This window comes from Psychrilyobacter sp. (assembly GCF_037132775.1).
Classification (GTDB): domain Bacteria; phylum Fusobacteriota; class Fusobacteriia; order Fusobacteriales; family Fusobacteriaceae; genus Psychrilyobacter.
This window is the reverse complement of record NZ_JBAHZY010000067.1, coordinates 13,755-35,713: the sequence shown is the minus strand read 5'-3', so window position 1 is coordinate 35,713 and position 21,959 is coordinate 13,755. Positions and strand designations below refer to the sequence as shown.

General features: G+C 33.5%; 19 protein-coding genes, 1 tRNA gene and 1 other annotated feature. Of the genes, 1 reads left to right on the top strand and 19 read right to left on the bottom strand.

Features of this window, described 5'->3' with window-relative positions; genetic code table 11:
- Positions 1 to 2 precede the first annotated feature (2 nt).
- Positions 3 to 572: a PTS sugar transporter subunit IIC gene (locus V5784_RS04585; RefSeq protein WP_336887870.1), complete on the bottom strand. Its 570-nt coding sequence runs from the start codon at positions 570 to 572 to the stop codon at positions 3 to 5.
- A gap of 548 nt (positions 573 to 1,120) precedes the next feature.
- On the opposite strand from V5784_RS04585, the gene V5784_RS04580 reads away from it, so the two are divergent.
- A complete protein-coding gene (locus V5784_RS04580) occupies positions 1,121 to 1,654 on the top strand; it encodes an XRE family transcriptional regulator (RefSeq protein ID WP_336887869.1) in 534 nt (177 codons plus the stop codon).
- Positions 1,655 to 1,711: 57 nt separating this feature from the next.
- Here the strand turns inward: V5784_RS04580 and rpoD are convergent, their stop codons facing one another.
- The 18 genes from rpoD to V5784_RS04490 form a co-directional block, all read right to left on the bottom strand.
- The gene (rpoD, locus tag V5784_RS04575; RefSeq protein ID WP_336887868.1) at positions 1,712 to 2,890 is read right to left on the bottom strand and encodes an RNA polymerase sigma factor RpoD; all 1,179 of its coding nucleotides are present in this window, start codon (positions 2,888 to 2,890) and stop codon (positions 1,712 to 1,714) included.
- A 23-nt stretch (positions 2,891 to 2,913) separates the two neighbouring features.
- Entirely contained in the window at positions 2,914 to 4,692 is a 1,779-nt protein-coding gene (gene dnaG / locus V5784_RS04570) for a DNA primase (protein WP_336887867.1), read from the bottom strand.
- Between the two features lie 206 nt (positions 4,693 to 4,898).
- Positions 4,899 to 6,902: a sodium-translocating pyrophosphatase gene (locus tag V5784_RS04565; RefSeq protein ID WP_336887866.1), complete on the bottom strand. Its 2,004-nt coding sequence runs from the start codon at positions 6,900 to 6,902 to the stop codon at positions 4,899 to 4,901.
- Between the two features lie 142 nt (positions 6,903 to 7,044).
- Positions 7,045 to 7,548, bottom strand: a complete 504-nt coding sequence (locus V5784_RS04560) for a type II secretion system protein (RefSeq protein WP_336887865.1) — start codon at positions 7,546 to 7,548, stop codon at positions 7,045 to 7,047.
- Positions 7,549 to 7,726: 178 nt separating this feature from the next.
- On the bottom strand, positions 7,727 to 8,713 hold the full coding sequence (locus tag V5784_RS04555) for an FAD:protein FMN transferase (protein ID WP_336887864.1): 987 nt from the start codon (positions 8,711 to 8,713) through the stop codon (positions 7,727 to 7,729).
- A gap of 1 nt (position 8,714) precedes the next feature.
- Positions 8,715 to 8,924, bottom strand: a complete 210-nt coding sequence (gene rpoZ, locus V5784_RS04550; RefSeq protein ID WP_336887863.1) for a DNA-directed RNA polymerase subunit omega — start codon at positions 8,922 to 8,924, stop codon at positions 8,715 to 8,717.
- Between the two features lie 15 nt (positions 8,925 to 8,939).
- Positions 8,940 to 9,497, bottom strand: coding sequence for a guanylate kinase (gmk, locus tag V5784_RS04545; RefSeq protein WP_336887862.1), 558 nt, complete (start codon positions 9,495 to 9,497; stop codon positions 8,940 to 8,942).
- Positions 9,498 to 9,661: 164 nt separating this feature from the next.
- Positions 9,662 to 13,621 carry a DNA-directed RNA polymerase subunit beta' gene (gene rpoC, locus V5784_RS04540; protein WP_336887861.1) on the bottom strand — a complete coding sequence of 1,320 codons (3,960 nt, stop codon included), beginning with the start codon at positions 13,619 to 13,621 and terminating at the stop codon, positions 9,662 to 9,664.
- 136 nt (positions 13,622 to 13,757) lie between these two features.
- Entirely contained in the window at positions 13,758 to 17,306 is a 3,549-nt protein-coding gene (gene rpoB, locus V5784_RS04535; protein WP_336887860.1) for a DNA-directed RNA polymerase subunit beta, read from the bottom strand.
- A 219-nt stretch (positions 17,307 to 17,525) separates the two neighbouring features.
- Positions 17,526 to 17,888, bottom strand: a complete 363-nt coding sequence (gene rplL, locus V5784_RS04530) for a 50S ribosomal protein L7/L12 (RefSeq protein WP_336887859.1) — start codon at positions 17,886 to 17,888, stop codon at positions 17,526 to 17,528.
- A gap of 97 nt (positions 17,889 to 17,985) precedes the next feature.
- Positions 17,986 to 18,480 carry a 50S ribosomal protein L10 gene (gene rplJ, locus V5784_RS04525; RefSeq protein WP_336887858.1) on the bottom strand — a complete coding sequence of 165 codons (495 nt, stop codon included), beginning with the start codon at positions 18,478 to 18,480 and terminating at the stop codon, positions 17,986 to 17,988.
- A gap of 16 nt (positions 18,481 to 18,496) precedes the next feature.
- Positions 18,497 to 18,652, bottom strand: a sequence feature (ribosomal protein L10 leader region).
- Between the two features lie 20 nt (positions 18,653 to 18,672).
- Positions 18,673 to 19,383 carry a 50S ribosomal protein L1 gene (rplA, locus tag V5784_RS04520; RefSeq protein ID WP_336887857.1) on the bottom strand — a complete coding sequence of 237 codons (711 nt, stop codon included), beginning with the start codon at positions 19,381 to 19,383 and terminating at the stop codon, positions 18,673 to 18,675.
- A gap of 87 nt (positions 19,384 to 19,470) precedes the next feature.
- Positions 19,471 to 19,896 carry a 50S ribosomal protein L11 gene (rplK, locus tag V5784_RS04515; protein ID WP_336887856.1) on the bottom strand — a complete coding sequence of 142 codons (426 nt, stop codon included), beginning with the start codon at positions 19,894 to 19,896 and terminating at the stop codon, positions 19,471 to 19,473.
- Between the two features lie 79 nt (positions 19,897 to 19,975).
- Positions 19,976 to 20,578 (bottom strand): transcription termination/antitermination protein NusG, encoded by a 603-nt coding sequence (gene nusG / locus V5784_RS04510; RefSeq protein ID WP_336887855.1) that lies wholly within the window; start codon positions 20,576 to 20,578, stop codon positions 19,976 to 19,978.
- A gap of 3 nt (positions 20,579 to 20,581) precedes the next feature.
- Positions 20,582 to 20,767, bottom strand: coding sequence for a preprotein translocase subunit SecE (gene secE / locus V5784_RS04505; protein WP_336887854.1), 186 nt, complete (start codon positions 20,765 to 20,767; stop codon positions 20,582 to 20,584).
- Positions 20,768 to 20,790: 23 nt separating this feature from the next.
- Positions 20,791 to 20,866 (bottom strand) — tRNA-Trp (locus V5784_RS04500).
- 30 nt (positions 20,867 to 20,896) lie between these two features.
- Positions 20,897 to 21,049, bottom strand: a complete 153-nt coding sequence (rpmG, locus tag V5784_RS04495) for a 50S ribosomal protein L33 (RefSeq protein WP_114643403.1) — start codon at positions 21,047 to 21,049, stop codon at positions 20,897 to 20,899.
- A gap of 375 nt (positions 21,050 to 21,424) precedes the next feature.
- A complete protein-coding gene (locus V5784_RS04490; protein WP_336887853.1) occupies positions 21,425 to 21,955 on the bottom strand; it encodes a hypothetical protein in 531 nt (176 codons plus the stop codon).
- Between the last annotated feature and the right edge of the window lie 4 nt (positions 21,956 to 21,959).

Below are 21,959 nucleotides of genomic sequence, written 5' to 3'. Positions count from 1 at the left end.
TTCTATTGCAACTGCGATAGTAGTTGACTTATCTTTGAATATTTTGTGGAAAATACTGCATTCATAAAAGATGATCCCATTACCGCTAATGCTCCTATTGCCATTGGTAATCCTGTTAACCCTAACATTGCTGTAAGTGCCATTGAGCTAAGTGGTGCTGTCTCTACTACTGTGATTACTCCACCTAAAACGATTGCCATTATAGTTGGACTTTGAGCTGTAGCTTGAGTAATTATTTTTCCGATGTTAATTAAAGTAGCATTAACTAATGGGTCTGCTCCGATAGCTACTAATCTTGCTAACGGTGCTGCTATTACTATAACTGCTATTAGATCTATTCCATCAGGTATTTTTTCTTCCATCTTAGGTAAGATAAATCCTAATACGTATCCTGCAAAGAACCCTGGTAATATTCCAAATCCAGATACTGCAGTACCGATTAACACTGCATATACAGGTGATGATCCAAGTGCTAATGCCACTAGAATTGCTGCAGCTACTCCGCCCATTCCACCAGATGCTGCTCCTAAATCTCTTAATATAGTAATCCCAAATAAATCTTCCACCAACATAAAAGTGAAAAGCTTCTACTAGGAAACTAGCTGTTGCTGCTCCTGCTAATGCACCCATTGCCTTCATCCCTTTTGGCATTTTTAAACTAAACATTGTGAATCCGACTAATAATAATAATAATAATAATAATAATACTATTCCCTTTAATATTTCCATGATTTTTTTCTTTCCTCCTAAATATTTTAATTGCTTAATACTTAATAATCTTGTTTAACAACCTGATTAATATAACATAAAATTCACTATTTTAAAATAATGAATTCATTATTTTGAATAAAACTGTACTTTTATCAAAAAAAAAACAGTTTAATAAAATATAATACCGAAATTTAAACTATAGATTAACATTTTCTATAAACTATCTTTTTATTTTTTCATTTTATTGAATCGCATGTAAAGAACTTCATTTTTAATATATTAGTTTTTATGATATAATAAAGTGTTAAATAAAATATTACGTTTCAAAATATTACGTTTTGCTTTAAAATTAAAATATTAAGGTAGATGTAAAATATATATTAACATTTAGATTTAGGAGGCATATACCTTGAATTTAGGAGAAAAAATAAAATTTTTTAGAAAAGAACAAAAAATGACTATAAAGGATCTTTCAGGGAAAACCAGCCTATCAGTTGGATTTATCAGTAATATAGAAAGAGGACAAAATAGTCCATCTATCAGTAATCTTCAACAAATTTGTGAAGCTTTAGAAGTTAACCTTATGGAAGTTTTACAAGATGTCAATGAACAGTCTCCAATCACTAGGAGAGTCGAAAGAAAATCTATTTTCGAATCGGAACAAGGGGACATCACCATAGAAACATTAACCAACGCTAACCATGCATTAAATGGTATATCTATCACTATTTCAGATGATAATCCGCACAGTGATTTTTCTTGGGGACATAACTATGATGAAGTAGGTGTTGTTATCGAGGGTAATTTAGAAATTGAACTAAATAACAAGCTTTATAATTTAAATGAAGGAGATTCTATCTATATTGAGAAATTTCAAGCCCATAAATATAGAAATCCCGCTAAAAAGAAAAATGTTACTCATTGGTTTTCTCTAAGAAATTAAAAAAAGTTTATCTGCATAGCAGATAAACTTTTTTTAATTTCTTATTATGATCAAATCTTATACTATTTTAAAATCTTCTAATTTTTTTCTTCTACTAGGATGTCTTAGTTTTCTCAAGGCCTTTACCTCAATTTGTCTGATTCTTTCCCTAGTTACTTTAAATATTTTTCCAACCTCTTCTAAGGTTCTTGGACATCCGTCATCTAAACCATATCTAAATCTTAAGACTTTTTCCTCTCTATCGCTCAAACTGCTTAATACTTCATTCAACTGTTCTTTCAATAGCGTTTTATGAGTTTCTTCGTATGGGCTCAACATATTGTTATCTTCTACGAAATCACCTAATTCACTGTCTTCCTCACTTCCTACTGGTGTTTCTAATGAAATCGGATCTTGGTTCATTTCCAAAATAGTTTTTACTTTTTCAGTTTCCATTCCCAATCTATTTCCTAAAATTTCAGGTGAAGCTTCCTTCCCTGTCTCTTGCAAATAGATCCTAGCTTCCTTCTTTATCTTATTTATTGTTTCAATCATATGTACCGGTATCCTTATAGTTCTACCTTGATCAGCTATGGCTCTTGTTATAGCTTGACGAATCCACCATGTTGCATATGTAGAAAATTTATATCCTTTAGCATGTTCAAATTTTCCAACAGCCTTCATCAGACCAATATTTCCCTCTTGGATCAAATCCAATAATTTAAGACCTCTATTGGTATGTTTTTTAGCTATACTTACTACTAGTCTTAGGTTGGCTTCTACAAGTTGGTTTTTAGCCCATTCATCCCCATCGTCAGATAATTTAGCTAATTCTATCTCTTGAGCATGTTTTAATAATGGAACCTGACCAATTTCACGAAGATACATTTTTATAGGTTCATCTACAGATACTCCACCTACAAGTAAGTTCTTTGTGTCCAACTCTTCTTTAGTTACTTCCTTTACTTTTTTAGGATCAAATCCTGAATCATCTTCTGAAAGACCAGATTTTACTATCATTGATTTGGTTTTAGTTGTCTTAGTGGTTTTTCCCTTAGTTTTAGCTTTTTTTTTCAGCTCTTTTTCACTTACTACTTTTATCCCTTGATTAACCATCCCATTGATCAGGGTTTCTATTTTTTCTGGAGCAAAATCATCTTGAAGTCTACTATTTATCTCCTCAAAAGACATAATCTTGTTTTCTAAAGCCTTCTTTATAATTTCACGAACTTTCCCATTTTTAATAAAATTTTTCATCTTGCCTCCTCAACATTTACAAATCAAATTTTCATAGAAATAAATTCTTTATATTTTTCTTCTAAATCATCTATCTTTATATCACCAATTATTTTTTCACATATTTTTTTACAATTTAAAAATGATTTTATATCATTTGTTTTAAAAAAACTCATCTTTTCATCAATCTCTTTTACGAACCATCTCTTATAAATCTCAATATAAGTATTTATAATTTCATCTTCGTTCTTAGCAGAAAGTTCTGTAGATATATTGAGGATTATCCCTTCTTCTTCTTCTTCTAGTTTAAAAAAAATTCCACGCAGTAGTTCCTGTATATAGTTTTGCTCTCCATTTTGTTCTATTGTATCGAATATATTTTGAACAAATGGAGAAGTTATAGTCTTATTTTTAAATTTTTCAAAATATTTTCTATCTTTTAAACAAAGTTTTAGTGTTTCTAGTTCTAATTCATCTATTTTTAATGATCTTGTTTTTATATGTTGTCTCTCTATTTTTCTAACTTTCCCAGTCCCTTCATCGTTTTGTATTAAGATTTTTCTTAATATTTCAATCTCTTTTTCCATCCCTAAAGATACTGATAGTTTGTTCAAATACAAACTTTTTTCTAAATCTGTTTCCACAGATAGAAAAAATTCCTTAAACCTACCTATAAAATTTTGCTTTGCCATAAAATTACTCAGGTCATATTCCCTAACATAATAATCATATAAAAAATCAAAGATCTCCTTTGAGTTTTTTACAGATTTCAAAAATTCAGTCTTACCATATTTCTTTAAAAATTCATCGGGATCTTTAGCATTTTTTAATTCTAAAATCCTTATATTAAATCCATATTTCTTTAAGACTAGACTAGCTTTTTCACTGGCTACCCTTCCGGCATTATCCATATCAAAAGCGATTATTACGTTGGATGTGTATCTTTTTAGGAGTTCCGCCTGTTCATTAGAAAAAGTGGTCCCCAAAGGAGCCAAAGCCACATCAAACCCATAGGCATGAGCTGCTAGCACATCCATATATCCTTCCATTAGAAGGGCATAATTTTTCCTCCTAATGCTGCTTCCTTTATTTTTTATTCCATAGAGATTTCGGCCCTTATGAAATACTGGGGTTTCTGGTGAGTTCAGATATTTTGCAAGATCCTTTCTGTCACTCATAGTTCTACCACCGAAAGCGATTACATTTCCGCTAGGTGAATAAATTGGATAGATTACTCTGTCACGAAAGGTATCATAATATCCCTTATCACCACTCTTTATTAAACCTAACTTAGATAGTATAGGAGGATCATACCCTTTTCCTACCAAATGATTGTACAGTGAATCCCAGCTATTTAGAGCATACCCTAAATTATTTCCCTTTATAAAATCAGGCTGCATTCCCCTATTATTTAAATAAGATAGTGCTTCTCTCCCAGAATTAGAAAAAATATTTTCCTTAAAAAATGAAAGCGCTTCATCCAAAATCTTATAATATTTCTTATTTCTGTCCTCTGAATCATTCCCACTTATAGGAGTTATGTCCAATTTGTATTTTTTGCTCAGTTCATAGACTGCTTCCCCATAGCTTAACTTGTTATATTCCATATAGAATTTAATAACATTTCCACCTGCACCACAAACAAAACACTTGTATATATTCTTTGAGGTACTTACCATAAAGGAAGGGTTTGTATCCTTATGAAATGGACAAAGACCTTTATAATTTGAACCTGTCTTTTTTAAATCGACATATTCGCCTATAACTTCTACAATATTCAATTGCGTTATAACTTTATCTAAATCTTCATTTCTAAATCTCATAAAAACACCATCTCAATTTATTTTGATACTACATTTCAGTATATCTCATAATATTCATTATTTCAAGTCTTTTTAATACTATTTTGAATATTTTTGATTTTATTTCAAAATTAATCATATATTTCTATTTAAAGTAAACCTAATTAGAAGTTAATATGAGCCAGAGAAGTTTCTCTGGCTCTAAATTTATAATTTTATCATCATAATTATATAAATAATGGAACTAATACTAATGAAACTATAGACATAAGTTTAACCAGTATATTCAATGATGGTCCAGAAGTATCTTTAAATGGATCTCCTACTGTATCTCCTACTACTGCCGCTTTATGTCTGTCAGATCCTTTTCCATCTCCTTTATACCCTGCTTCTATCTGCTTTTTAGCATTATCCCAAGCTCCACCGGCGTTTGCCATCATGATAGCCATTAATATCCCTGTTACAAGTGCTCCTGCTAATAATCCACCCAGTGCTTCTACAGACCATAATCCCACAACTACTGGTGCTAATATTGCTAATAATCCCGGTATAACCATTTCTCTTAGCGATGATCTTGTAGAAATATCTATACATCTTTTATGATCAGGTTTTTCTGTATAATCCATAATTCCTGGATGTTCTCTAAATTGTCTTCTAACCTCTTCTACCATTTCCATGGCTGCTTTCCCTACCGCTGTCATCGTTAAGGCTGAGAATAGAAATGTAAGCATTCCACCAATGAATAACCCTGCCATTACTTTAGGATTAGTTACATCGATTACCAGTGCTCTTCCTGTTAAAGATTCTATGGACTGCTTATATGCTGCAAACAGCGATAGTGCGGTAAGTGCTGCTGATCCAATGGCAAAACCTTTTCCTACTGCTGCAGTAGAGTTCCCTACTGCATCCAGTCTGTCTGTACAAGCTCTTACCTCTTCTGGCATGTTACACATCTCCGCTATTCCACCTGCATTATCTGCTACTGGTCCATATGCATCTACTGCTACTATCATACCTGTAGTTGACAACATTCCCACTGCTGCAATGGCTATTCCATATATTCCTGCAAAGTTAAACGCTGCCAAGATAGCTATTACTATTACTATTATTGGTGCTACAGTAGATTCCATTCCCACCGCTAATCCCTCTATTATTGTAGTTGCCGGTCCTGTTTTGGCTGCATCTGAAATCCTGTTTACTGATCTTTTACCTGTATCGGTATATAAACCTGTAAAATAAGCTATAACTAATCCTGCTAATAATCCTGCTACAATAGCATAGAATATACCCATTGGAACTTCTAAATATTTTATAACTCCAAAAGCTCCTACAAGAGCTAAAACACCAGATATTCTAGTAGCATTTTCCAGCTTGTGATAAACCTCATCCGGATCATCTGTCTTCACCGTAAATGTTCCAATTATAGATGCTATTATCCCTACAAATGCTATTAAAATTGGTAATATGATAAGCGCTGTTCTCTGTCCCGGCATAAGTCCGGAAAGTGTAGCTCCCAGTGCCATGGCAGCTATCATCGAACCTACATATGATTCAAATAAATCGGCTCCCATTCCTGCTACGTCTCCTACATTATCTCCTACATTATCTGCAATAGTCGCCGGATTTCTCGGATCATCTTCAGGTATTCCTATTTCGATCTTTCCTACCAGGTCGGCACCTACATCGGCTGCCTTGGTATAAATTCCTCCACCTACTCTGGCAAATAAAGCTATAGATGAAGCACCCATTCCAAATCCTGTTATAATTTCCATATCTCCATCAGACAGTATAGTTAGTACTGATATTCCTATAAGACCTAGCCCTACTACTGCTAAACCCATTACAGCTCCACCGGCAAAAGCTACATCTAACGCTTTAGATAGTCCGCCGTCTCTGGCAGCTATAGCTGTTCTTCCATTAGCTTTGGTAGCTATTCTCATTCCTATATTTCCAGCAACCCCTGATGTAATTGCTCCTAATATAAAAGTAAGTGCCACATATGGGCTTAAAAATATTCCTAATAAAATTGAAACTCCTAAAACAAACCATACCAATACCTTGTATTGAGCATGTAAAAATGCCATGGCACCTTCTCTAATTGCTTCTGTTATCTCTTCGACCTTAACATCATTAATCTCATATTTATTTACTTTTGTAGCGTAAAAATATGAAGCTATCAATGCTAATAGCCCACCAACTATTCCCAATAACAATAAATTAACCATAATCATTTTCCCCCTATAAATTTTTGTTCCACCTAAGGTGTCCTTTGAAGCTCATAGCGTAATTTAAGTAATGACCTACAGGCATAATTTCGTGCACTCTAAGTATAGTTTATATTTTCACTTTTTCAAAATATTTTATTTTAAAGTTTTAGTAATCTGACCATCTTTTACCTTCCATACTATATTTTTTCGTAATAATAGAACTTCCACTATTATACGGCTTTAATATTAAGTCTAATGATTCATCCTGAACCCTAATAACTGATTCTATTCCTGATGCAAAGAACTTATCGTAATAAACAACTCCATTATATGCAACCTCTTTACCATCTTGATTTCTACTTCCCCCGATTTTTAAATAATGACTTTCTTTATCTTTATACACCGATTGAGCCTTAGAACCTAATCTATCATATATTTCTTTTGCTGATATCAATATTGCATCATTACTTGTAGAATCTAATACCATTTTTTCAAATAAAATAATATTTCCTACCATTCTTGCTGCTCCTAGTACTGCTATGGTTTTTGAATCCTTTGCTTTGGCTAATTGTCCCTTTAATTTAGGAGCTAGAGTCGTAGCCAATATACTTATTATCGCTATTACTACTAGAAGTTTTATCAATGTAAATCCTTTTTCTCTCTCTTTCATTTCTCCCTCTCCCTGTGTTTTAAATTTTGTTTATACTATGCTATAACATTTAAAAATATAACATTTTTTATATCTTTTTGCATCTTTTTAAGTTGGATTTTATATTTATTTAAGAATAATATCTATTTAAAAATAAAATAACACTAAAAAATCAACCAAAATGGTTGATTTTTTAGTGTTATTTTATCATATATTTTTTAAAGCCATCACTATACGCTTCAGACATATCAGCTTTCACTATCATTACCTCTAAATCATCCGTATTGTTGACATAATTTATCACATCTTCCATGGGCATAGAAAAAAAAGCTGTAGAATACATATCAGCAAAGAAACTATCTTCTCCAATAACCACTACCATCTTTCTGTCCCCTACAGGATATCCAGTTTTTCTGTCTATAAGATGATGGTATTTTTTACTATCTATCTCCACATAGATCTGATAATCTCCAGATACTCCCATGGACTTATCGTTTACTCCAACAATGTGATATACCTTAGAAGGATCTTCTGGATTTTGTAACCCCACCTTCCAAGACACTCCTCCTGGTTTTGTATTCAAAGTTTCAATACTCGATATAGCACTTATAAAGGCATGTTCCACTCCATTTTCTGCCAATATAATCTTAGCTCTATGGATAGCATATCCCTTTAAAAATGATCCTGTATCTATTTCATTTTTAGAAGTTTTCAGCCTTATTTTATTCCCTATAATTTCCAAATTACTATAATCTACCATTCTCATAGCTTTTTCTAACTCGTCTTTTTTAGGGATCTTTATCTTATCAGATTCATTGAAGAATCCCCAGACCTTCATCAATGGAGTTATAGTGATATCGTACTTGGTTTTACTCAGATTATAGGTTTGTTCTACACTTAGAAATAGATATAAACCTTCACTATCTAATTCAAAAAATTTCCCTGGGTTATGATTCAATTTATAGATCAGACTATCCTCTTTATGAGTATTAAATTTATCATCTACCCTTTCAATCTCCTCAAAAGCTAGATCCATTGCTTTTTTAGTTGTTTTAGGATTTTCAGAATAAACTACCATATCTATCATTGTTCCAAAGGCAAATTTTCTCTCCACTATTTTTTTCTTTTCTTTTTTTCCACATCCAATTAGGAGTAGCAAGATAAAAATCAATAGAATTTTTTTCATATTATCCCTCTGTCTTTACTCTCACTAATTCTACTTTTCCTTCTAATACTTCTCTGCTTGCTATTTCTACTAGAGTATCTATTTTTCTTACTTTTATTAAAGGTGCTTCTCCACCTACTAACTGACCATATCTTTTACCTAGACTCATTGCTAATTTATATTTATTAGGTATTTTTTCTAATAATTCATCATAAGTTACTTCTTTTTTCATTTTTATCCCTCCATCTTAGTTGCTTTCTTTTCTTATTATTTCTATCAATTCCGATACAGATCTATCCACAGTTTCATTGACTATCACATGATCATATTCATCTTCAAAAGCCATCTCTTTCAGTGAGTTTTTTAACCTTAGTTGCACTGTTTCTTCAGGTTCAGTACCCCTTCCACGAAGTCTTTCCTCTAATATTTTTTCTGTAGGAGCTTTAAAGAAAATTAAACACGTATCTTTAAATTTTTTTTTGATTTGAATTCCACCTTGGACGTCTATCTCTAAGATTACATTTTCTCCACGACTTAATCTAGATTCTGCTTCAGATTTTAACGTCCCATAATAATTCCCATGTACATTGGCATACTCTAAAAATTCATCTTTTTCTATTCTTTTTTCAAATTCTTTCAAAGTTAAAAAATAATATTCCCTGCCATTTTCTTCCCCTTCTCTAGGAGATCTGGTAGTCGCTGATGTAGCTAAGTTAATATTTAGCTCTCTACGAACTTGTTTACATATCGTTGATTTCCCTGCTCCACTTGGCCCGGACACAACAAATAATCTTCCTCTTCCCATGTTTTTTCTCCTTTATTTACCCTTTCTTGCCTATCGGCCTCTCTCTCAATTGGGAGAAAAAAGCAAAAATATTTTCTACTATAGTTTCTCCTTTACAAGGAGAAACCATAGGAAGGAAGAGGGGGCATTTTTATAGTAAAATAGGCGACTAAGTCGCCTACCTTTTAATTTTTTTCTACAATCTTTATGTCTAAATCTTCGTATTCTTCAAATCCTGTACCTGCCGGGATTCTCTTACCTATAATTACGTTTTCCTTCAATCCTTCTAAGTAATCTACCTTACCTTCAATTGCTGCATTTGAAAGTACCTTAGTAGTTTCTTGGAATGATGCTGCTGAGATGAAACTATCAGTATTTACCGCAGCCTTGGTAATCCCCTGGATTACGCATCTATATTCTAGCTCTTTTTTCCCAGCTTTTCTAAGTTCTTTATTCTCAAGGTCTGCAACTCTCTTTTCAATAACTTCTTCCTCTAAAAATAATGATCCTCCAGCTTTTAATATTATTACCTTCTTAAACATCTGTTTAACAATAATCTCGATATGCTTATCATTTACCGAAACTCCCTGATCTCTATATACTTGTTGCACAGATTCTAGGATAAATTGTTCTGCTTCTACTAAACCTTTGATTTCAAGTACATCATGTGGTGAAATAACACCTTCAATCAACTTATCTCCAGCTTTTACTATCATTCCATCGGTAACAATTAAATGTTCTCCCATTGGAATCAAGTATTCTTTAACTATCTCAGAATCATCTATAGATCTTACTAAAAGTATTCTCTGACCTTTCTTCTTCTTTCCAGTAACTTCTACCTTACCATCAATTTGAGTTAAGATAGCTTTACCTTTAGGATTTCTAGCCTCGAATAATTCTTGTACTCTTGGAAGACCACCAGTGATGTCTTTTGTTCCTGATGTTTCTGGGATGATCTTAGATATGATGTCTCCTTCACATACTTTATCTCCCTCTTTCATCAACAAATATGCTCCATATGGAATTATATATTCTGCAACTTTTTCATCCTCAGAATTAAATATAATAACTCTTGGGTTGACATCTCCAGTTTCTACTGGTTTGATTGCAAGATGTTCAGTAACATCATATTTATCATCGTATATTTCTTTGATGAATAGTTCTCTATATTCAATTCTACCAGCTTTTTCAGCGATAATAGGGATATTGTATGGGTCAAATTTCACCAGTATATCTCCATCTTTTACAGTTTGTCCTTCCTCTACTTTTAGGATTGAACCAGTTGTTACTGTATATTCATATGTTCCAACGATTATTTTTGAACCTTGAGAAACTACTTGTAATTCATTAGTTTCTTTATTCAATAAAGTTCTAATCTCTTGGAATTCTACCACTCCATCATTTTCTGTTTTAATAGTATTTTGAGCGATCGATGTCGATGCAACTCCTCCTGTATGGAAGGTTCTCATTGTAAGTTGTGTACCAGGTTCTCCGATAGATTGGGCTGCGATTACTCCGACAGCTTCTCCTAATAGAATATCTCTATGATTAGATAAATCTCTACCATAACACTTTCTACAAACTCCCTTTTCAAGAGCACACGTCAACGGAGATCTGATCTTAACCGATCTAACACCTTTATCTATGATATCTTGTGCTACTACTTCATCCATCATTGTACCTCTAGGGTATAATAATTCCTCATTATGATAAAGGTCTATTGCTATTACTCTACCTAAAATTCTTTCATGTAGATATTCAATGATCTTACCTTCTGAAATCAGATTGGCAACTTCGATGTTTTCATAAGTTTCACAGTCATCTTTATTTACAATAACTTCATGTGATATATCTACTAATCTTCTCGTTAAGTAACCTGAGTCAGCTGTTCTTAGAGCCGTATCTGCTAGTCCTTTTCTTGCTCCATGTGATGACATGAAGAATTCCATTACTGTCAGTCCTTCTCTAAAGTTGGCTTTGATAGGTACTTCGATGATCTTACCAGTTGTATCAGCCATAAGTCCTCTCATGGCAGCTAGTTGTCTCATCTGTGCGATGGAACCTCTGGCACCTGAGTTGGCCATCATGTTTACCGGATTAAAGTCATCTAGTCCTTTCATCATATCTGTAGTTACATTTTCAGTAGCCTGTGACCAGATTGCAACTGTTCTTCTGTATCTTTCTTCGTTGATGATCTCACCAGCTTTATAAGCTATATTAATTTTAGCTACATCTTCATCTGCTTTTGCTAAGATTTCTTTTTTAGTTTCAGGAATAGTCATATCTTCTATTCCTACAGTTATTCCTGCCAAACATGCATAATGGAAACCAAAGTCTTTGATATCATTGATTAACTTAGCTGTGATAGTAAATCCTTGAGTTTTAAATAGATCTGTGATTAAATCTTTTAACTGCCCTTTACCAAACGTCACGTCATATCTCTTAACTTCGACTGGTAATAGTGCGTTGAATAAAAGTCTTCCTACAGTTGTAGTTACCATCTTTTGATTTTCATATTCACCCATTCTTACGTTAATGATCGCGTGTGTTTCAACGATATCAGTTTGGTAAGCTGTGATAGCTTGGTTTTTATTTGAGAAGTTCATGCCTTCTCCTTTAGCTCCAGGTTTTTCCTTTGTCATATAGAAACAACCCATTACCATATCTTGAGATGGTACAGCTATAGGTTCACCATTTGATAGTGCTATAATATTATTTGAAGCCATCATAAGAGTTTTCGCTTCCATGATAGATTCAGGTGATAATACTAAATGTACTGCCATTTGGTCTCCATCGAAGTCGGCGTTGAATGCTGCACATGACAATGGATGTAATCTGATTGCTTTACCTTCAATTAATACTGGTTGGAAAGCTTGGATAGATAATCTATGTAGTGTAGGGGCTCTGTTTAATAATACCGGATGATCAGCGATTACATCTTCAATTACTTCCCATACACAATCATCGGCGTCTTCTACTAATTTCTTAGCAGTCTTAATAGTTCCAGCGATCTCTCTCTTTACTAATTCTCTCATGATAAATGGCTTGTATAATTCTAATGCCATTTTCTTAGGAATTCCACATTCGTGCATTTTTAATGTTGGTCCTACTACGATTACCGATCTTGCTGAGTAATCCACACGTTTTCCTAATAAGTTTTGTCTAAATCTTCCTTGCTTACCTTTAAGCATATCTGATAATGACTTTAATTCTCTATTATTTTGAGCTACTACTGGTTTACCTCTTCTACCATTGTCAATAAGGGCATCTACAGCTTCTTGTAGCATTCTTTTTTCATTTTTTACTACGATCTCAGGTGCACCAATGTCTAATAACTTCTTTAATCTGTTATTTCTATTGATTACTCTTCTATACAGATCATTTAAGTCTGAAGTAGCAAATCTTCCACCATCTAATTGTACCATTGGTCTAAGATCAGCAGGAATGATAGGAACACTCTTAAGTATCATCCAAGCAGGGCTATTTTGAGAAGATAAGAGATCTCTTACAACTTTTAATCTCTTTACTAATTTCTTTCTTTTTTGAGCAGAAGTAACCTCTTCAAAATCTTTCTCTAACTCTTTAGATAATTTTTTAAGATCTATTCTTTCCAATAATTTTAATATACCTTCAGCACCCATCCTAGCTTCAAAAGCTTTTCCATGCTGCTGTCTGAACAACTTATATTCTCTCTCAGTTAATATTTTTCCGATTTCTAAACCAGTATCAGCAGGGCTTAATACTAAGTATCTAGCAAAATAAAGCACTGACTCTAATTCTTTTGGAGATATACCGATTAAAAGAGCCATCTTGTTAGGCGTTCCCTTAGAGTACCAGATATGTGCTACCGGTGCTGCTAATTGGATGTGTCCCATTCTTTCTCTTCTTACCTTTGATTTAGTTACTTCAACACCACACTTTTCACATACAAGACCTTTGTATCTCATTCTTTTATATTTCCCACAAGCACATTCCCAGTCTTTTGTTGGTCCGAATATTCTTTCACAGAATAAACCATCAAATTCAGGATTTAATGTTCTATAGTTTATTGTTTCTGGTTTTGTTACCTCTCCATATGACCACTCTTGGATCTTATCTGGAGAGGCAAGTTTAATTCTAATTTTTGCGAAGTCTTTTATTCCCATACTATTAAATAGCCTCCTTAATTAAATCTTTTCAAAAATAAGCTTTTTAAGGGCAGGTTTAGCAGGGAAAGTGTCTCTTTCTCTGCTATATTCTGTCTTTTATAACCCTATCTATAATCTCAAACTCTTGGTTTGATTAATCTTCTTCTTTTAAGTCAGCTAATGAGAATTCAGTTATGATCTCCTCTTTTACTAAGTCACTTGAAACATCTATTACTTCACCTTCAGTATCAAATAATTCAATATCCAATGCTAAAGCTTGGAATTCTTTTAATAATACTTTAAATGATTCTGGTAAACTTGGTTCTGGCATTTCTTCACCTTTAACTATAGCTTCATAAGTCTTAGTTCTACCCATAACGTCATCTGATTTAACCGTTAACATCTCTTGTAAGATACTAGAAGCTCCATATGCTTCAAGTGCCCAAACTTCCATCTCTCCTAATCTTTGTCCACCAAATTGTGCTTTTCCACCTAATGGCTGCTGAGTTACAAGTGAGTATGGTCCGATTGCTCTAGCATGCATCTTATCTTCAACTAAATGATGAAGTTTAAGGATATACATACGTCCAACAGTTACTGGATTATCAAATGGCTGTCCTGTTCTACCATCTATTAGGTTTACCTTACCAGATCTATCGAAACCAGCTTCCTCTAGATACTTCTTTATAGTTGCTTCATGTCCACCTGACTCTTTGTTTCCACTATCAAATACTGGAGTTTCGATGTAAACACCGTCGTCTCCGTCTTCATCCTTCATAAATCCAAGGGCTAGTCCTAAATGCACCTCTAGTACTTGCCCGATATTCATCCGTGATGGTACTCCTAATGGATTAAGTACAATATCAACATGTGTTCCATCTTCTAAGAATGGCATATCTTCGGCAGGTAATACTCTCGAGATTACCCCTTTATTCCCATGACGTCCAGAGATCTTATCACCTACGTTTATCTTTCTTTTTTCAGCGACAAATATTCTGATAGAACTATTGATCCCAGCTTTTAATTCGTCTCCATTTTCTCTAGCTAATTCTAAGATTTCTACTACTGTACCCTTAGAACCGTGAGGCATCTTAAGTGATGTATCTCTTACGTCTCTGGCTTTTTCTCCAAAGATAGCTCTTAATAATTTCTCTTCTGCAGGTGGTTCAGTCTCTCCTTTTGGAGTAGTTTTTCCTACCAAGATATCTCCTGGTCCTACTTTTGCTCCTACTCTTATGATTCCTCTTTCATCTAGGTTTCTAAGAGCTTCTTCTCCTACATTAGGGATCTCTCTAGTTATCTCTTCATCTCCTAACTTAGTAGATCTAGCATCTACTTCATACTCTTCTATATGAAGTGAAGTAAATACATCTTCTTTTCTAAGCCTATCAGATATCAAGATTCCATCCTCGAAGTTATATCCTTCCCAAGGCATGAATGCCATTAGGATATTTCTTCCAAGTGCTAAGTCTCCACCCTTTGTAGATGGTCCATCTGCTAAGATAGTCCCTACTTCTACTTTTTGACCCATGTCTACTAATGGTGTTTGATGTAAGCACATAGCTTGGTTAGATCTTTCGAAGTTTAACATTTTATATAAATGATCTTTACTACCATTTTTTGTTTTTTCAGTTATCACTATTTTACTGGCATCTAAAGTAGTTACTACACCAGTTGTTCTAGAAACAACAACTGCTCCTGAATCTATTGCTACCTTTCTCTCAAGACCAGTTCCAACAAATGGAGCTTCCCCTCTAAGTAAAGGCACCGCTTGTCTTTGCATGTTTGATCCCATTAATGCTCTATTAGCGTCATCATGCTCTAAGAAAGGAATTAATCCAGCTGATACAGATACTACTTGTTTAGGAGATACATCTATATAATCTATCTTCTTACCGTTTACCCATACAACTTCATGTCCAAATCTACATAATCCTTTACCAGTGATTTCATTTGTTTCTTCATTCATTACAGTATCAGCTTGGGCGATAAATAATCCATCTTCCTCATCTGCTGCTAAATATCTTATATCTTCAAAGTTAGCTATTCCATCTGTTACTTTTACATATGGAGTTTCCATAAATCCATACTTATTTACCCTAGCATAGGTTGCTAAAGATCCTATAAGTCCGATATTTGGTCCCTCTGGAGTTTCTATTGGACAAATTCTTCCATAGTGTGAATCATGTACATCTCTAACCTCAAACCCTGCTCTTTCTCTAGAAAGTCCTCCAGGTCCTAGTGCAGATATTCTTCTCTTATGAGTTAATTCTGCTAGTGGATTCGATTGGTCCATGAATTGTGATAATTGACCTGATCCGAAAAAATCTAAGATAAGTGCATTAAGTGGTCTAGTATTTAATAATGATTGTGGTGTAAGTGCAGATGCATCTTGTACAGTCATTTTTTCCTTTACCATCTTATTCATCTTAGCTAAACCTGATCTGATTTGCATATGAAGTAGTTCTCCTACTCCTCTTACCCTTCTGTTGGAAAGATTATCTATATCATCTGTATGTCCTTCTCCGCCATATAATCCTATTGCATATCTAATAGTAGCCATTACATCTTCCTTAGTTAATACAACTATGTCTTCTGCAACATCTAGTTTTAATCTTTTGTTCATCTTGTATCTTCCAACTGAAGCAAAGTCGTATCTTTGAGGGTTGAAGAACATTTGTCTGATAAGAGATCTCGCTGAATCTACAGTTACCATATCTCCTGGTCTTAACTTTTTAAATACTTCCATTACAGCATCATCTGAATTTTTAGTTGTATCATCTAATAATGAATTAGCTAACACCTTATCTTCAGGTTTAACTTCCCAATAAGTAAGCGTTTCTAATTTTTCATCTATGATTTTTTCCACTGTCATCTCATCTATAACACTTTCCGCTTCTAAGATGATCTCTCCAGTTTCTTCATCATAAACATCTTTCTTTATGAAACTTCCCTCTATCTTAGTTCTAAGAACAGATAATAATTCATCTCTGTTGCTGTATTTTTCATAATATTCTGTAAGATCTTTTACTCTAGTTTCTAATAGATCATCCATTATCTCTGCATTTGTCTCATAGAAATCTACTGCCTTTAAAAATACAGGTGCTAATACTTTTTTCTTTCTGTCTATCTTTACGTTTAAATAGTCATTTTTGTCAGTTTCAAATTCTAGCCAAGTTCCCTTGTATGGAATTATCTTGCCGGTAAACATATCTTTAGCTGTCTGGACATTTACTTCCTTAGTAAAAGATACCCCTGGTGATCTATGTAGTTGTGAAACGACTACTCTTTCTGCTCCATTTATTATGAATGTAGCATACTCAGTCATTCTCGGAATCTCTCCAAAATAAACTAAACTCTCTTGTATCTCGTTTCCAGCTTTTTTATTTTCCAATCTAAGTCTGACTTTTAAAGAAGATGAAAAAGTCTTCCCTCTCTTTTTACACTCTAATTCGTCATTTAGTGGAGGTTCATTTTCATGTAACTCATACCCTACATAATCTAATTTAATGTCACCATTAGAAGATTCTATTGGAAATATTTCCTTAAAGGCCGACTCTAATCCCTTGTTCTCTCTTGACGTAGGATCTTTTTTAGCTTGTAAAAAGTCCTCATACGAGTTTAATTGGAATTCTAAGAAATGAGGCATTGTACCCCTCTCTTTTATCCTTCCAAAACTAGTTCTTTTAATTAGCTTGGTCATCAATTCACGCTCCTTATCTTTATATCATTGAAAATTAATAGTTAATATCTTAGGCTGATCCACCACTGTCTAGCAATCGTTACCCAATATATGAACTATTAATCTTTGATAAATTTATTTTATATTTCGCTTACTTTTTTCAATGATTAAATAGGGCACTCTAAGCTAAAAGAGTGCCCTATTTTATTCAATTAGTCAATTTTGGACTTAGAGAGTTAATTACTTAACTTCTACTGTAGCTCCAGCTGCTTCTAATTTAGCTGCAACTTCAGCCGCTTCATCTTTAGAAACTCCTTCTTTAACTTTTCCACCTTCAGTTTCTGCTAAACCTTTAGCTTCTTTAAGACCTAATCCAGTGATAGTTCTTAATTCTTTGATTACAGCTATTTTCTTAGCTCCTGGAGACATGATTATTACATCAAATTCAGTTTGCTCTTCTACTGGTGCTGCTCCTGCTGCTACTGCTACTGGTGCTGCTGCTGTTACTCCAAAGTGATTTTCTAATGCTTCAACTACTTCTTTTAATTCTAATACAGTCATTGCTTCTAAATCAGCGATGAAAGTTTCTTGGTTAAATGCCATTTTTATGTTCCTCCTAATTTTTATTTGGTAAGCTCAAAGCCACACCTTAATATTCTTAATTTATTTTGATCTAACGATCATATTTAAAAGTAGAGAATTACGCCTCTTCTTTTTGATCAGCGATAGCTACGATACCGTATGCTAACTTTCTGATTGGTCCTAACATTCCATTTAATATCATAGATAATAATGCATCTCTTGATGGTAAAGTTGCTAATGCTTCTATTTCAGAAACTTCAACTCTTTTCCCTTCTGAGTAACCACCTTTGATATTAAATAAATCTTTTTTATCTTTACCAAATTCGTAAACCACTTTAGCTGGTGCTACTGCATCTTCATATCCAAACGCAAATGCTGTAGTTCCTTCTAAAAGATCATCAAATGAATCCGTTACACCTGCCTCAGTTAAAGCTATTTTAAACAATCTATTCTTAGCTACTAAGTATTCAGATCCAGATTCTCTTAATTGTTTCTTAACTTCAGTATCATCTTTTGCATTGATACCTTGATAATCAACAAATACGATTGTTTTAGCGGCTTTAATTTTTTGAGCTAATTCTGCTACTACTAATTTTTTCGCTTCAATTGCCATTCTTCTAGTCACCTCCTCTTTAAATTAAAATGATCTCTGACTAAATGTTTAGTAAAGACAGAGATCATTTCTGATAGGTGAGGTTATAAGTTTTGTATTCAAAACTGTATAAACCTCGGTAGGATTTACGGTTTTCACCACCTACTGTCTTTAGTTCAATTTATAGTTTAAAAAAAGTTAAACTTTAATTAGTTAAGCTTCTAAATATTTAGAAACTAGGATAGGATCAATTTTTATTCCAGGTCCCATAGTTAATGATAAAGCTACAGTTCTAAGGTATATACCTTTAGCTGCTGATGGCTTTAATCTGTTGATTTCTGCCATGAACGCTTTGAAGTTATCTTCAATTTGCTCAGCTGTGAAATCTACTTTTCCAATTCCTACATGAATAGATCCTAATTTATCTACTCTGAATGCAAGTTTTCCTCTTTTGAACTCAGATACTGCTTGTTCTACGTTAGTAGTTACAGTTCCTGATTTAGGATTAGGCATTAAACCTTTAGTTCCTAAAGTTCTACCTAATTTTCCTAACTTAGGCATCATATCTGGTGTAGCGATTACTACATCAAAATCAAACCAACCTTTTTGGATTTGTTCAATATATTCTTCTGCTCCTGCATAGTCTGCTCCTGCATCTAATGCTTTTTGCACGTTTTCACCTTGAGTGATTACTAATACTTTAGTTGTCTTACCAGAACCATGAGGTAATACTACAGTTCCTCTTACTTGTTGATCAGCATGTCTAGGATCTACTCCTAATCTTAGTGCAACTTCAATAGTTTCTACGAAGTTTGCAGTTTTAGTTTTTGCAACTAATTCTAATGCATCTTTAATTTCATATAATTTACCAGCCTCTACTAATTTAGCAGCTTCTACGTATTTTTTAGCTTTTTTATTTGCCATTATTACTTTTCCTCCTTATGTGGCTTAAGCGAACTCATGTCCTACCACTTAATTATCAACAATGTGATATATATTGAAATTTTTAAATTAACCTTCTATTTTGATTCCCATTGATCTTGCAGATCCAGCAATGATACTCATAGCTGCTTCTAATGATCCAGCATTTAAGTCTACCATTTTTGTTTCAGCAATCTCTTGGATTTGTGCTCTAGTTACTGTTCCAGCAACGTCAGTTTTTGAATTTGCTGCTGCTGATTTGATTCCAGTTGCTTTCTTTAATAAATCTGATGCAGGTGGAGTTTTTAATACAAATGTGAAAGATCTATCAGAATATACTTTGATCTCTACTGGTATTATGAATCCCATCTTATCGTTAGTCTTTGAATTGAATGCTTTACAGAATTCCATGATGTTTACACCATGTTGACCTAATGCTGGTCCAACTGGTGGTGCTGGGTTTGCTTTCCCTGCTTGTAATTGTAATTTAATTAATCCGATTACGTCTTTTGCCATTTTTGTTACCTCCATAATTTCCTTGTGGTTTTAATGATTTACTCTCCCACCTTTGAAAAGATCTAGTTACTCTATGAAATTAAGTCATTACTTTCTTAACTTCGTTAACCCCAATCTCTACAGGAGTCATTCTACCAAACATATCTATCATTATTTTTACTTTCCCATGTTCTAAGTCAATTTTATTAACTTCACCAACACTTCCAGCAAAACCGCCCTCAAGCAGCTCTACCATATCCCCAACTTTGAAATCTAATATAATTTCTTCCTTAGGTTCAGGTTTTTCTTCTCCTTCTTCTCCTAAGAATCTAAGGATACTTATTACTTCATCATCTTCCATAGGGATAGGATCAGATCCAATACCAACAAATCCTGTTACACCGTTAGTGTTTCTGATTACATACCATGCATCAGAATCAACACTGTACCATATACCATCATTCGTTTCTTCTCTTACTGCTTCCATTTCTATCATTACGTAACCTGGAAATAATTTTCTAAAAACGATTTTTTCTTTACCATTTTTAACTTCTTTTATCTCTTCTTCAGGAACTACAATTCTAAAAACTTTATCTGTTAATTCAAGTGTCTGAATTCTCTTTTCTAAGTCAGCTTTCACTTTTTTTTCATAACTGGAATACGTATGAATCATATACCATTTTTTTTCTATTGTTCTTTCCATAAATTACCCTCCAAAAAAGGTACCCATCATCTCAAGTATCCTCGAAGCTATCACATCAAAAATACCAACATAGATACTTACTGCGACACTCATAGCTGCAACAAGTAATGTTGCCTTAACAGTTTCATCTTTGCTAGGCCATACAACTTTCTTATATTCAGTTTTAACATTCTGTAACAAAGTATTCATATTAACCACCCTAAAGTATAAAATGGCAGTCCAGTAGGGACTCGAACCCTAAACCCACGGTGTTGGAGACCGTTACTCTACCAATTGAGCCACTGAACTGCATGTTGTTAAGCTACGTTTTCCCAAGAATTACTTCTTAGTTTCTTTATGTACAGTTACTTTTTTATCCCACTTACAGAATTTTTTCAATTCAATTCTACCATCCGTGTTTTTTTTGTTTTTAGAAGTACTATAGTTTCTTCTCTTACATTCAGTACATTCCATTAAAATGTTTACTCTCATTTCTTTACACCTCCACTCATCATATCGGAATTGCTATCCTCCCACAATCTCAATTGTGGTACATGAGCCAAAAATTCGCTCACAAACATAGATTATGATATCATACATAGTAGAAAAAGTCAATATTTTCCAAAGTTTTTTATATCTTTTTTGTATTATTTATCCTATCTTTAACTCTCCCTACAAAACCCGCGTTTCCCCGTGGTTTCTTATACACTTTTAGCCTCAAAAAATTAAAAGAACCCTTGAAAAAATCAAGGGTTCGGAGAGAGTTATAAAAAAATTTCTACTTTCCATGTAAATATATTACCATTTTTATCTTTAAACTCCATTAGAATGAAATTAATATTTTATCGAGATTAAATTAAGACATTATTAGAAGAAATTATATCCTAAAGTCAGTGATACCATTTCTACATTATCTTTTCCACTGGGATTATTTTTCACTTCAGAAATCGAATAAAGAAGTTCTCCTTGGAAAGAATTTAAGAATTCTACTCCTACTCCCACAGCTCCATAGGCACCACCATCAGCTTCAGATTTTCCATTATAATCCGTATTATCATTTACTACAAAAATTTTTCCTAATCTAGCCACCATATAAGGTTTTATAGCTATCGGTATAATATTAAATTTTGCAAATACATATACAGGAGCCAGATCATATCCAATATTTTTCTGGACTGAGGAATTGTCATATTTTAAATTCCCATTATAAGTTACGCCTGCTCCTAGATCTACGAAACCCAAGAATCCCTGACTAAGTTCTAATCCGACATTATAGCCTGGGTCTTCCATCTGTTTGCTTCCTGTTCCATGAATAGCCCCACCTTTTACCCACAAGTCTAGAGCTAAGGTATTCAACGACATTACAGTAAACATCAATACAACTAAAATTCTTTTCATAATC